Origin of the sequence: Sporosarcina sp. ANT_H38 (assembly GCF_008369195.1) — a bacterium.
Lineage (GTDB): Bacteria > Bacillota > Bacilli > Bacillales_A > Planococcaceae > Sporosarcina.
Genome location: NZ_VOBC01000001.1, coordinates 236,096 through 248,324 on the forward strand (window position 1 = coordinate 236,096; position 12,229 = coordinate 248,324).

General features: G+C 38.2%; 14 protein-coding genes. 10 read left to right on the top strand and 4 right to left on the bottom strand.

The window, feature by feature from the left end; genetic code table 11:
• Positions 1-101: 101 nt before the first annotated feature.
• The 6 genes from hisA to rlmN all read left to right on the top strand — a co-directional run bounded on the left by hisA (position 102) and on the right by rlmN (position 4,953).
• Positions 102-812 (top strand): 1-(5-phosphoribosyl)-5-[(5-phosphoribosylamino)methylideneamino]imidazole-4-carboxamide isomerase, encoded by a 711-nt coding sequence (gene hisA / locus FQ087_RS01265; protein WP_149580704.1) that lies wholly within the window; start codon positions 102-104, stop codon positions 810-812.
• Positions 813-814: 2 nt separating this feature from the next.
• Positions 815-1,576, top strand: a complete 762-nt coding sequence (gene hisF, locus FQ087_RS01270; protein ID WP_149578755.1) for an imidazole glycerol phosphate synthase subunit HisF — start codon at positions 815-817, stop codon at positions 1,574-1,576.
• Positions 1,573-2,220 (top strand): bifunctional phosphoribosyl-AMP cyclohydrolase/phosphoribosyl-ATP diphosphatase HisIE, encoded by a 648-nt coding sequence (gene hisIE, locus FQ087_RS01275; protein ID WP_149578756.1) that lies wholly within the window; start codon positions 1,573-1,575, stop codon positions 2,218-2,220. Before hisF ends, hisIE begins: the two co-directional genes overlap by 4 nt.
• Positions 2,213-3,274: a histidinol-phosphate transaminase gene (gene hisC / locus FQ087_RS01280; RefSeq protein ID WP_149578757.1), complete on the top strand. Its 1,062-nt coding sequence runs from the start codon at positions 2,213-2,215 to the stop codon at positions 3,272-3,274. Before hisIE ends, hisC begins: the two co-directional genes overlap by 8 nt.
• Before the next feature lie 84 nt (positions 3,275-3,358).
• Positions 3,359-3,538: a hypothetical protein gene (locus tag FQ087_RS01285; protein WP_149578758.1), complete on the top strand. Its 180-nt coding sequence runs from the start codon at positions 3,359-3,361 to the stop codon at positions 3,536-3,538.
• A gap of 350 nt (positions 3,539-3,888) precedes the next feature.
• Positions 3,889-4,953 (top strand): dual-specificity RNA methyltransferase RlmN, encoded by a 1,065-nt coding sequence (rlmN, locus tag FQ087_RS01290; RefSeq protein ID WP_149578759.1) that lies wholly within the window; start codon positions 3,889-3,891, stop codon positions 4,951-4,953.
• Between the two features lie 55 nt (positions 4,954-5,008).
• On the opposite strand, the gene FQ087_RS01295 is transcribed toward rlmN, so the two are convergent.
• The 3 genes from FQ087_RS01295 to FQ087_RS01305 all read right to left on the bottom strand — a co-directional run bounded on the left by FQ087_RS01295 (position 5,009) and on the right by FQ087_RS01305 (position 6,405).
• Positions 5,009-5,380, bottom strand: a complete 372-nt coding sequence (locus FQ087_RS01295; RefSeq protein WP_149578760.1) for a hypothetical protein — start codon at positions 5,378-5,380, stop codon at positions 5,009-5,011.
• Between the two features lie 325 nt (positions 5,381-5,705).
• Complete coding sequence (locus tag FQ087_RS01300; protein WP_149578761.1) at positions 5,706-6,026, bottom strand: YflT domain-containing protein; 321 nt, start codon at positions 6,024-6,026, stop codon at positions 5,706-5,708.
• Between the two features lie 85 nt (positions 6,027-6,111).
• Entirely contained in the window at positions 6,112-6,405 is a 294-nt protein-coding gene (locus tag FQ087_RS01305; RefSeq protein WP_149578762.1) for a hypothetical protein, read from the bottom strand.
• A 528-nt stretch (positions 6,406-6,933) separates the two neighbouring features.
• Here FQ087_RS01305 and FQ087_RS01310 point away from each other — a divergent pair.
• From FQ087_RS01310 to FQ087_RS01325, 4 genes are read left to right on the top strand one after another with little or no spacing between them, the layout of a single operon-like run.
• Positions 6,934-8,145 carry a hypothetical protein gene (locus FQ087_RS01310; RefSeq protein WP_149578763.1) on the top strand — a complete coding sequence of 404 codons (1,212 nt, stop codon included), beginning with the start codon at positions 6,934-6,936 and terminating at the stop codon, positions 8,143-8,145.
• 27 nt (positions 8,146-8,172) lie between these two features.
• A complete protein-coding gene (locus FQ087_RS01315; RefSeq protein WP_149578764.1) occupies positions 8,173-9,324 on the top strand; it encodes a hypothetical protein in 1,152 nt (383 codons plus the stop codon).
• A 16-nt stretch (positions 9,325-9,340) separates the two neighbouring features.
• Positions 9,341-10,240 carry an ABC transporter ATP-binding protein gene (locus FQ087_RS01320; RefSeq protein ID WP_149578765.1) on the top strand — a complete coding sequence of 300 codons (900 nt, stop codon included), beginning with the start codon at positions 9,341-9,343 and terminating at the stop codon, positions 10,238-10,240.
• A gap of 4 nt (positions 10,241-10,244) precedes the next feature.
• A complete protein-coding gene (locus FQ087_RS01325; protein WP_149578766.1) occupies positions 10,245-10,949 on the top strand; it encodes a hypothetical protein in 705 nt (234 codons plus the stop codon).
• Between the two features lie 411 nt (positions 10,950-11,360).
• On the opposite strand, the gene FQ087_RS01335 is transcribed toward FQ087_RS01325, so the two are convergent.
• A complete protein-coding gene (locus FQ087_RS01335) occupies positions 11,361-12,218 on the bottom strand; it encodes a methyl-accepting chemotaxis protein (protein WP_149578767.1) in 858 nt (285 codons plus the stop codon).
• Positions 12,219-12,229 lie beyond the last annotated feature (11 nt).

Below are 12,229 nucleotides of genomic sequence, written 5' to 3' on the forward strand. Positions count from 1 at the left end.
TTTATCTATGAAAACTAAGCGAAGGCGCCTAACAGGGTAGCCACAGCAGATTCAATGGAATTCTTCATTTATATATTTACTATAAAAAGGGGAGAACAATGATGATTTTATTTCCAGCCATCGATATTCGCGATGGGAAATGTGTAAGGTTAATACAAGGAGATTATGATCAAGAAATTATTTATAATGATTCACCTACAGCGATGGCGAAGGAATGGGAAAAGCAAGGTGCGGAATACATTCACGTTGTCGATTTAGATGGAGCTAAAACGGGTAACTCATTGAATCGTGAAGCAATCCAGGCGATTGCTATGAGCGTATCGATTCCGGTTCAAGTAGGCGGTGGAATCCGGACGATGGAAATTATTGACGGACATATCGCATCTGGTGTAAGTCGCGTAATCATTGGGACGGCCGCAATTCAGGATAAACCATTATTAAAGCAAGCCGTAGAAAAATACGGTGATAAAATTGCAGTTTCCATCGATGCGAGAAAAGGATTTGTTGCAACGGATGGCTGGACTAAAACGAGTGATGTGTTGGCAGTCGACTTGTTAAGCGAACTAGAAATATTAGGTGTGAAAACGGTCGTTTATACGGACATTATGAAAGATGGAATGATGCAAGGGCCTAATTTTCACGAACTTGAAATTATGGACAAAGCATCTACCATAGATATTATTGCTTCAGGCGGTGTCTCCACTGTAGAGGATATCGTTCAGTTACGGGAAGTCGAATTATACGGGGCAATTATCGGCAAAGCTTTATATGAAGGTAAGATATCATTAAAAAAAGTATTAGGGGGAAAATGAGGATGACAATTAAACGGATTATACCATGCCTAGATTTTGATAACGGTAAAGTCGTAAAAGGGAAAAAGTTTTTGGAAGTTAAAGAAGTTGCAGATCCACTGACATTAGCAAAAAAATATGTAGCTGACGGTGCAGATGAACTTGTGTTTTACGACATTGCCGCTTCAACAAAGAACCGTGCAATGTTCCTTGACCTCATTGCAGAAATTGCGAAAGAAGTACCTATTCCATTTATTGTCGGCGGGGGCATACGTACTGTCGAAGATATCCAAAAGGTCTTTGATGCAGGCGGGGATAAAGTATCTATTAACAGTGCAGCGCTTAGCAATCCAACATTAATAGAAGAAGCAGCGAAAAGATTCGGTTCTGAGCGTATTATTCTTTCGATGGATGTCAATGAAGTGGGCCCATCCAAATGGTCTGTTTTCTCAAACGGAGGAATGAAAGATACAGGTATAGACGCTATTGAATGGGCGAAGCAGGCTGAAAAATGGGGCGCCGGGGAACTGGTTGTTAATAGTATTGGAGAAGATGGCGTAAAAGATGGCTATAATCTCGAGTTGACGAGAGCGATTGCAGAAGCAGTCAGCATCCCTGTCATTGCAAGTGGTGGAGCAGGGATCCCTGAACACTTCCATACTGTATTGACTGAAGGAAAAGCAGATGCTGCGCTTGCTGCATCTGTCTTCCATTTCGAAGACATTAATATCGGTGAATTAAAAACATATCTAGCTGATAAAAATACATCTGTTGAGGTCGACTGACTATGACGATACAAATCGACACATTAAAATTTGACGAAAATGGACTGATTCCTGCAATTGTTCAAGACGACCGGACAGGGAATGTATTAATGCTTGCTTATATGAATAAAGAGTCGTTGCAGATGACGATTGACACGAAAGAGACTTGGTTTTTCAGCAGATCAAGACAAGAGTTATGGAACAAAGGAGCAACTTCTGGCAATCGGCAAATTGTGAAGAACTTGTCAATGGACTGTGATAGTGATGCGATTTTGGTACAAGTTTCGCCACTAGGTCCGGCTTGTCATACGGGAGAAGTGTCTTGTTTCTACAATCGGATTTCCGATGAGGTTGTAAAGACTCGCTCAATCGTCCATGACATAACTGATGAAATAAAAAATCGACGTGCTAACCCTATAGAAGGATCATACACATCGTACTTGTTCCGTGAAGGCTTAGATAAAATCTTGAAAAAAGTGGGTGAAGAAACAACTGAAGTTGTCATTGGCGCAAAAAATCGTGATAAGGCTGAAGTAACTAGTGAACTTGCAGATTTGACATATCACTCTTTGGTATTGATGGAAGAGTTAGGTGTCAGTGTTGAAGATGTCAAAAATGAATTGCGAAAAAGGCGACCCAAAAGTGAAGTTCTACGAGATGAGTAAATTTTGGAGCTCAATGGTGAAACGGACTGAACCCTATATTCCCGGGGAGCAAGTCGAACAAGCGAATATCGTAAAATTGAATACCAATGAAAACCCTTATCCTCCGAGTCCGAAAGTAACGGCAGCTATCAAGGAGGAGATAGGGCGATCCCTTCAATTGTATCCATCCCCAACAGCAAATGAGCTGCGCGAAACGATAGGAAGGCACTATGGGCTTTCCACAGACGAGGTATTCGTAGGGAATGGTTCGGACGAAGTATTGGCATTTTCTTTCATGGCATTTTTTGAACCTGGCCATCCTATCCGTTTTCCTAATGTAACATATAGCTTCTACCCGGTATATGCAAAGTTATTTGATATTCCTTATGAAGAAGTGCCGTTAAATAAGGATTTCACATTGTGTGTTGATAGTTTCTTCCAGTCCCATGGTGGTGTCATTTTACCGAATCCTAATGCCCCAACTAGTATCTATGCCGGACTTGAGCACATTGAAAAAATTGTCCAAAACAATCCCGACCAAGTTGTTATCATCGACGAGGCGTATATCGATTTCGCAACGGAATCAGCGGCAAAGCTGATCCGGAAGTATGATAATGTACTTGTAATCCAGACCACATCGAAATCACGTTCACTAGCCGGCTTACGTGTCGGCTTCGCGATGGGGGACCCTTCATTGATCAATGCATTGATACGTATCAAAGACTCGTTTAACTCGTATACATTGGATCGTCTTGCACTTGTGGGCGCAAAAGCGGCGTTTGAAGATGTAGCGTATTTTACAGATACTGTGGGAAAAATCATCGCAACACGAGAAAAAACAAAAGATTCATTGCAAAATCTTGATTTCAATGTCCTTCCGTCACAGGCGAATTTTGTTTTTGTGTCGCACAAAACTGTACCAGCAGAAGTCCTTTATCATGAATTAAAAAAAGAAGGCATGCTCGTCAGGTATTTCAACAAACCGGGGATTGACAATTATTTACGTATTACAATTGGCACAGATGAGCAAATGAAGCAATTGGTTAAGAGATTAAGTGAAATTATCAAGTTGTAACGAAACTCTAGATACACTTATGAAATGATTGCATGAAAAATACTCCGAAACTGATATACTTGTAAAAACAAGGGAGGTTTTCACATGGGATCTAAATACATTGATATTGCACTTATATTAATCATGAGTTATTTCGCATTTACTCGGTTTGCGAATGGACAAATTGGCTTCGGAATCTTTTTCACGGTGCTTACCTTATTAAACATTTTAACGCTTGTGATGAAAGTAAAAAAAGACAATGCAGCTAAAAATGAAATACGTTGAAATGTAAAAAAGCAATAATTTAAGACTAGGCATGCTCATGGAATATGGAGCTTGCCTAGTCTTTTCTATATAAAATTTTAGGAGTTGGCGATGTGCTTTTTTCTATCGCAACAGTAGGCGGCGCGGCGACAATTGATTGGTATCTATTGTTTCGGTTTTAATGTGCCTATTAATTTAGAAAAACGTTCGACCTAAAAAACTAGCCCCCTAACTTTACCGCTAAATTAATGCGAGTAAAATAGGTGGTTCTTTCGTTTGTTAAAGTGTTCAGTTAATTTAATTAGTTGTTCCCATTTCTAAATTCATGTAGTATAATGTGTGAATTGCATTTTTTGAAATGAGGATAACGAATGAAAAACTCGATATACGGACTCACAATTGAACAACTGACAGAATGGTTACTGGAACAGGGACAAAAAAAATTCCGTGCTGCTCAAATTTGGGACTGGTTATACAAGAAACGAGTCACAAACTTTGCGGACATGAAAAATATTAATCAAGAATGCATTGATTTGCTGGAAGCGAACTTTGTCATGCGGACGCTGGAGCAGACTGTCAAGCAGGAGTCTGAAGACGGAACTATCAAGTTCCTATTCAAAATGCAGGATGGCAACTTGATTGAAACCGTATTGATGAAATTCCCTTACGGCCAATCGGTCTGTGTAACGACACAAGTCGGCTGTAATATTGGCTGTAGTTTCTGTGCAAGCGGATTGTTGAAAAAGAGCCGTGATTTGACTGCGGGAGAGATTGTAGAGCAAATCATGGAAGTACAGCATCACCTTGATGCGAAAGAGCAAGAAGAGCGTGTTAGTCATATTGTTGTTATGGGAATTGGCGAACCATTCGACAATTACGCAAACTTGATGGATTTCCTACGTGTCGTCAATGACCAAAAAGGACTTTCGATTGGAGCACGTCATATTACTGTTTCAACAAGTGGTAATCCACAACGCATTAAAGAATTTGCAGAAGAAAATATCCAAATCAACTTAGCCGTTTCTTTGCATGCGCCGAATAATGAACTTCGTACACGCGTTATGAAAATTAACAAAGCATTCCCGATTGAGAAGTTGATGGACTCCATCGATTATTATTTGGAAACGACAAATCGCAGAATAACGTTTGAATATATTATGTTGCAGGACGTGAATGATCATGTCGCAGAAGCGCAACAATTAGCAAAACTGCTTGAAAACAAACGTCACCTGTCATATGTCAACTTGATACCCTACAACCCTGTTGACGAACATGACCAATATCGTCGCAGTACACCAGAAGATATTAAAGCATTTTATGAAACGCTTAAAAGAAAAGGTATCAATTGCGGCGTCCGTCTTGAGCACGGAACAGACATTGACGCAGCTTGTGGCCAGTTACGAAGTAAGCAGATTAAGAAAGAAAAAACAGTTTAATGTACTGAAAAAAAGAGTATACAACTCCTATTGGATTAGGAGTTGTATACTCTTTTTATACGTTCTTTTTCTTCATTAATAATACGATGAACTGCACAATGAATGCCAGTCCCAATCCAAAGGAAGAAATAATGAACAAGGACAAGATCCCTAGTACATCACCCATTCCGTTGGGATCCATTAGTAAGCTGCGGAAAAACTCTGCGAAACCGAGGACCACACCAACTAAGAAAATCCTGAAAGCAATCTTGAAATTGTAAAACAGCAATAAAAATGAAAATACACCGATAATTAGCCCGAAAAGACCAAAAGTTAAGTAGTTTTTAAAGACAAGAGTTTGACCTAAAATAGTTCGTACACCCAATATGAGCAAAACGAAACTTGTAAGTCCAGTGAAAAAACCAATCTTCCATAATTTATTGATCATAAACCGCACCCGCTTTCATTGTTCATCATAACGAATAACGGGGTGATTATGCCAATGAAAGCATTAAAAAATAACATGTAAGCGCGACTGATGAAGTACTACTATACGATTACCGAAAAAATATGTAGGGATGCGACAAAGTCGAATCCCTTGGTAATCGAATAGAAGTCATTCTATCCAAAGTAATCCAAAGTCAAATTTACACATAGCGCCAGTAGATGATCAAGTTATTTACTGGCTACTTTTGATTATTCAACAGAGTGTCTTAATCTGTAAAAAAGTCCCATTCCTTTGATAAAAGGAATGGGACTAATGAATTTATAGGTTATTTCTTTGCGATAATGATAAGTTTACCTTGGTCAAGCTCCTTCTCAGCATCGGCAGCTTCTGCAGTAGACAGACCGGCAGCTTCCATCTTGCTACGGAGCTCATCGCCGCGTGAAGAGAACATGTTCTTCATGCTATCCAAGAAACCCTGTTCTTTCATTCCTACGTTTTCTGTATCAAGTGCATCTGTAATATGATTTGCTCTCTTTTTATCATGTGCAAAAATATAGATGTCATCATGTGTATAACCTTGTGTCACCAATTCCTCGATTTTTACTTTTGCTTGAACGACGTTTTCAACAGTATTTTTTGTAGTCATTATAAATCCCTCCATTTTTATGTCTCTTTCTTTAGTTACCTTAAAAATGAAAGAGTTAAACATTTTTTTGGGAAAGAGATGATTATCATCGTATATCTTTATATATCCTTATGAAATTGGTCGGGTCTGAATCGACTTCAAAAGTGAAGACACCTTGTGTTGTATGCAAATAGAAGAACCCTGTTCCACTGGAGAACGGCTTATAGGACATATCATATACATGCTCTAATCTGAAGGTATTATTTGAAGTTGAAATTGAGTCTGCATATAAATGGATGGTATGCACGGTTCGCAGCGTTTTTTGGTCAAACCACCCCATAATTCTTTCGACTGAAATATAGGTAAGAGTAGAAACTGTTTGCTTAATCGGATCATTCATTGAGATCCCTCCAATATTGAAAATCTTATTTATCATTATTCCCATCCTAACAGGTATTTATCAATAATCCAAAGTAGGTAGTTTTTTCATGTATGAAAGATTGTCAATGGCGTTATTCCTTGTACTTGTTGCTTGCGGAAACGCTGAAAAAGATAATTGCACCAAACCTGTTAGGTTAATAAAATTCTATAAATGATTTTATTGATGTGCTTTTTTCCCATATGTACCGTTTTTGTTTATTCAACTACATCGGAAGTGTGGCGATTAATTTGTAGCTTTAATTTTCAAAACTCTAAAATAGTAAAAGATGGGGTGCTTTCCTTGAAATATCACGTTAATTTACCTTTTAAACTCCTAGAAAGCTATTTAAAAAAATTAAATTACAGTCGTTTTAGTAGTGTGATAATTTAATGTATTTAAATATTTAGTCTTTATGGTATAGTAGGCTTAATTAATAATTATAATATTCATTTTATTGCGAGGGGAATATAGGAGAAGTTAACTTCATTACTAAAAGGGGAAGCTGGGATGAATCGAAATTTTTTGAAACACGAATTCGCAATAACGAGCAAGAGTAGAAGAAACATTCCTTTTATCGTTTTTTTGTTCGTATTTCTTTTGGGTTATTGTTTCATTATTTTACCGAACAAAGAGACGAAGGAAACATTTGATCCTGTTGAAACACGTGATTACTTGGAAGAATTGCAAGTGGAACAAACCTTTAGGGAAGAAAAAGGGACTACAGGAATAAATAAAATGACTGGTGTGCCGGTTTATTCGGTAAACGCGAATAACTATAAACTATTTCACGGGATGCTGACAGCATACGAAGATCATGATTATAATCGGTTCCTCTATTTAAGGACTCATTATCTCGAATGGAATATGTCTGAGTATGTGGGAGATGTGTCATTGTTTAAACACTCTATCTTTCCAGGGAAAGATAGAGCCCATCTTTATAACCAGACGATGTTACGTTTTGAGGACTATTTAAAAAATGATTATACGATTTCCAATGAGATGATTCAGGAAAAGACAGGTTTGCAAGTACTGCAAAATTTATTGTTGAATTATGGCATGTATCTTTTTCTATTTTGTGTTATTTATTTTAGCAGTGATATTTTAACTAGGGACAGGCAATATCGAACGGTACTTCAAGGGCTACCGCTGTCTTGGTATCGGTTGTTGAATTTGAAGACGCTTTCAATATTTTTGTATAGCCTCCTTGTCCTTGCAGGGGTGATCCTTGTAGGGGTGTTGGTAATATCCCTTCAGTTTGGTTTCGGTTCTTTCGACATGAAGGTGCCGGTGATGATTGCCCAACAATTATTTACCTTGGAGGATTATGATGTCATTACTATCGCACAATTCCTATTAAAATCGTTGAGTGTCATTCCCATAATGGTTTATCTGTTTATACGCTTAAATGTAGTGCTCAGCTTATTATTGAAAAATGAATGGCTTGTCCTGTTGGTTAGCAGTCTTATTCTCTTTTCAGAGCGACTTTATTTAACAAGGACTTCAAGAGAGTTGTTTGGCATAGATATTAGCTATTTTCCACAAACCTATTTTGATTTTGGCAAAGTCGTAACGAGTGAGAAGAATTTTTTGCTTAATACCGAGACAATTACTTATATGAAGGGTATCTTCGTGTTGCTGATTATGATTGCAATTATTGAATGTGTCTTGTTAGTTGTTTCACGCCTTGTAAATAAGCGACGATTCTATCATTCAAGTTGAGACTACTTCACAAGAAAGGATACGATTATGTTTTGGAAGTATTTATTATTTGAACTAAAACTATTACTAAGTAATAGGAAAAATTGGTTGTTGGGCCTTGCACTTTTGCTATATTTCCCATTATATTTTCTAATCTACAGTCAAAACGAATTTGAAACACTAAAGGAGAAGAAGAAAGAGGAAGCGGTGGGATTCGATACAATCTTTTTTAACTTTCCAGATACATTACGGGAGACGCCTGAAGGAAAAGAAATCTACAATAACTTTACGGAACAAGTGTCATTGATAAACATGCAACGCTTTTTTTTAACGAGAAGTGAGGATGATCAATACATCGATAATGGACTAAAGTTGAATGAACTTCGTTTGCATATACATGGGGTAGGAAATAAAGGGGTTCCCTCACACTTAGTTGTACCGAAAGTAGAAATTTTCAAAGAAGATGCCCTATTAAGCTATAACAAAAAGCATCAATTACCGCTTCAGCCGGATCCATTTGTTGCGAGTAACTATATGCCTGTTGCGTTAAATGAAATTAGCGGTTTGATTTTCTGCCTATTTGTCCTAATAGCGGGCAGTGGAATGTTAGCACATGAACAGCAGAACCGGTCGGTCGTGAGCGGATTTCCGATATCAGTCATGAAAAAGATTAATGGCAAGGTCTTTATCTATTTTATACAAATCTATTTGTTTCTTATCTTCGGATTGCTGCTAGGAGGTATTTACGTATCTCAAAAAACGGGTATCGGCGACTTTACTTCGCCAGTTCTATTATTCCAGAATGGGGACTTTATAGCGGTTTCAACAATACGTTATCTAGCGTATATGTTAGTAGCGTTGGCGTTGATTACTTTGTTACTTTTGTATGGAACGGCTTTATTGAATCTACTGATTAAAAATGTGTATGCAACTGTGTTAATCCTGATTGTCGTATTCTTCTTGCCGGATTTATTGGATACAACGGGCATTAAAACGACTTTGTTGCATCCCATCAAATACATTGAAATTGGTGCTGTATTCTCAGGTAACTTGGCAGAAGTGTTTGGGAACGATAAATTGGATTACAAACATGCATTTGTTTGGTTAATTGCGCTGAACCTAATTGTATTGGCGATCCTTTATGGTAGAAATAAACTAATGCACATGAGAAAAGCCGATACATCCATCAAATTGATCTAGAAAGTTGGAGAAAGCGATGCTTAAATTATCGAATGTAACTGTTGCTTACAAGGATAAAGTCGTATTGGAAAATTTGAATCTCACTGCTGATAAAGGAGAAATAATCGGTGTTGTCGCTCCTAACGGAACTGGAAAAACGACTTTGTTTAATGTGATGGCGAATTTTATCAAACCGAATTCAGGTAGTGTGACGTTAAATGGGAAATATGCGTACCGAAATGAGAAAGAAGAACTGTTGATTCATAAGCAATTGACGACTTTCCCTGAACAAAGCGATTTGTTTGATGAGTTGTCTGGCATCGACCATTTGAACTTATACGCTAATATGTGGAAAGGTTCATCACGTCATGTACCAGAAATCATCGAGCGATTGCGTATGGGTCACTATGTCAATAAAAAGGTGCGTACGTATTCGTTAGGAATGCGCCAGCGGTTATGCTTCGCTATGATGGCTGCGGCAGACACGCCTGTTATGCTGATGGACGAAGTGATGAATGGACTAGATATATCGAATGTCGCATTGATTTCTGAATGCTTAATAGAAATGAAAAAGAATGAGAAACTAATTTTTGTCGCATCACATCTACTTGGAAACCTGGATCTTTATGCGGATCGGGTAGTTTTTTTGAAAAACGGAAAAATTGTTCATGAACAACATTTCACAAAAGAAAATGAGGCCTATCTTAAAATCGAGATGGATGCCCAGCGGTATGAAAAGCTAAAGAATGAGTCTGCTCTACCAGCCGACCATCTTTTCATTGCAGATTACCTATTGTGCATACCGCTAAAAGGAATGGGTGTACCAGAGCAAACAAATTGGATAGAACGGATGCTTGACTTCAACAGGAAAAAATTGACAGTAGGGCCTTTAGGGACGGTGGAGTATTATGAAAAATACTATTTTGATAAGGAATAAGCGGATGACAAGGAGGGGTTTTTCACTTCTTTTATTATTCGCAAGTTTATTCATTATGACTGGCTGTGCGTATGGACCTTTCCAAAATGCACCTTCTGAAAAAGTCCTTCGTTACGAGGAGAATTTTGAAATTACGGGAAATGAAAAAAACGACTTAATCGGTAAAGTGAATCCGGCGTTATTTGAAACGAGTGATCGCAGCAATGCACTTGCGGAAGAGGTCGATATCCCAGTTGTCCCTAAAGATGGTAAACAGGTTAAACTCCCATCGGGCAGGTATACCATTACTGGTCACCCGACTGGCAATGTTTTCATCCGGGATGAAGATGGGGGACTGGTGTTGCGCGAGATCGTCGGTAATTATGCAGGCGTGGGCAGCTTAACAGTCGATATCGACGAAACCTATACTGTGTTGGTGGATGGAGGATACGACTCTGTAAATATCCTACCCGCACCTACTTTTCTATCGACAGAATTGGTAACGGGTATCTGGGAAGTCGGATTGGATATTGAGGCGGGAAATTACACAATTACAACGCCGAATGACTTAGGCTATCTTCAAATTTTCGACAAAAACAATGATCCGAAAATGTATGAATTGATTGGTGGTACGGTCAGTTCGACAAAGAGCGAAGTGCGTTTACTTGCAGGACAAAAATTGAGAATTACAGGAATTTCAATGATTAATTTTCAACCTCAAGAAAATTGATGATGTCCTTACTTTTTATAATGCATTAACGGTAGTAAAACTCCCGGCTTATTGAAGTTTCGCTTAATAAATGAAAGTGCGTAATTCTAAATTCCAAAAGGGAAAACAATCAATTCGGAATTTCGATTGATTGTTTTTGAATGAGAATCCGTTTGATAAAAGACAATTCTCATACTTTAACGTTGCTTGAAACGCAGGTTGTTTTTCGGAAACATTCCTATCATCAAAGACAACTTCCCCTCTGTTCTTTTATTAATTATCTTTGTGTCTGTTCTGCCTGCTATAGTAGGAGTTATTTAGAGTCTCTGAGGAAATAATAAATGTATTGCTAACAAGGAAACACCTCCTATGCTGATAAGCCTAGGAGGTGTTTTCATGTTAATAATTACTTTCTATCAATCAATCAGTCAATTAATTAATTAATGAGCTTTCAGCCATCGTGGACAGACTATGTGCATTACGGCTAATTTCTTGAACAGTTGCTGAAATTTGCTCAATCGATGCAGCTTGATTTGTAGTCAATTCATTAATACCAGAAAAAGCGTTAGTCAAATTTAGAATGGAGTTTGAAATATTTTTAGTTAATTCATCAATTTGAGTAACATTTTCTTTTGAATTTGTCGCGAGCTTTCGAATTTCTTTGGCAACGACATTAAATCCCTTCCCAGCATCCCCGGCTCTAGCAGCTTCGATTGCAGCGTTTAAACCGAGTAGATTACTTTGGTCAGAAAGACCTCTAACGACAGTGGAAACTTTCCCGATTTCTTTTGCACCGGTACTTACTTCTGTCATCAGCTTCATTACTTCGGACACTTGATCAGCTAGTTGTGTAACTGATCCTGCTATTTCCTCTAGGGAAGCGGCCGTCTCTTCAACGATTGCTGAAAGGCTCTCTGCAACAATAAATAGACTATTGGATTTTTCCATGCTTGTACCAATTCCGATGCCGCCAATAACTTTTCCATGTTCATCCTGCAGTGGAATAGCACGAGCGATTAACGGGAAGCCGAAAATCTCCTTTGGCACCAAGGAAGACTGATCTTTGTTTTCTTTGATTGCATTTGTGATTATATCTCCAGGTTCGAGGGGGTCTCCAGCTTTGACATTTAGCGCGAATGTTTCCCCGGGTATATTGAGGAGTAGCTGTTTTGTATCGTAAATTCCAATCGTAATATCGTCTTGAACCAATTTGTTTAAATAAGGGGCTACTTTTTGAAATGCATCCAATATGTCATCTGTCGAGTGTATGTGTTTCACTATTTGAGACATTGCTTATACCC

What these genes read in the sequence shown, in the direction of transcription:
- hisC (WP_149578757.1), top strand. Translation starts at nt 2,213, where the DNA reads ATGAGTAAATTTTGGAGCTCAATGGTGAAACGGACTGAACCCTATATT.
- hisA (WP_149580704.1), top strand. Translation starts at nt 102, where the DNA reads ATGATTTTATTTCCAGCCATCGATATTCGCGATGGGAAATGTGTAAGG.
- FQ087_RS01315 (WP_149578764.1), top strand. Translation starts at nt 8,173, where the DNA reads ATGTTTTGGAAGTATTTATTATTTGAACTAAAACTATTACTAAGTAAT.
- hisF (WP_149578755.1), top strand. Translation starts at nt 815, where the DNA reads ATGACAATTAAACGGATTATACCATGCCTAGATTTTGATAACGGTAAA.
- FQ087_RS01295 (WP_149578760.1), bottom strand. Translation starts at nt 5,380, where the DNA reads ATGATCAATAAATTATGGAAGATTGGTTTTTTCACTGGACTTACAAGT.
- FQ087_RS01285 (WP_149578758.1), top strand. Translation starts at nt 3,359, where the DNA reads ATGGGATCTAAATACATTGATATTGCACTTATATTAATCATGAGTTAT.
- FQ087_RS01300 (WP_149578761.1), bottom strand. Translation starts at nt 6,026, where the DNA reads ATGACTACAAAAAATACTGTTGAAAACGTCGTTCAAGCAAAAGTAAAA.
- FQ087_RS01320 (WP_149578765.1), top strand. Translation starts at nt 9,341, where the DNA reads ATGCTTAAATTATCGAATGTAACTGTTGCTTACAAGGATAAAGTCGTA.
- FQ087_RS01305 (WP_149578762.1), bottom strand. Translation starts at nt 6,405, where the DNA reads ATGAATGATCCGATTAAGCAAACAGTTTCTACTCTTACCTATATTTCA.
- FQ087_RS01310 (WP_149578763.1), top strand. Translation starts at nt 6,934, where the DNA reads ATGAATCGAAATTTTTTGAAACACGAATTCGCAATAACGAGCAAGAGT.
- FQ087_RS01335 (WP_149578767.1), bottom strand. Translation starts at nt 12,218, where the DNA reads ATGTCTCAAATAGTGAAACACATACACTCGACAGATGACATATTGGAT.
- rlmN (WP_149578759.1), top strand. Translation starts at nt 3,889, where the DNA reads ATGAAAAACTCGATATACGGACTCACAATTGAACAACTGACAGAATGG.
- FQ087_RS01325 (WP_149578766.1), top strand. Translation starts at nt 10,245, where the DNA reads ATGACAAGGAGGGGTTTTTCACTTCTTTTATTATTCGCAAGTTTATTC.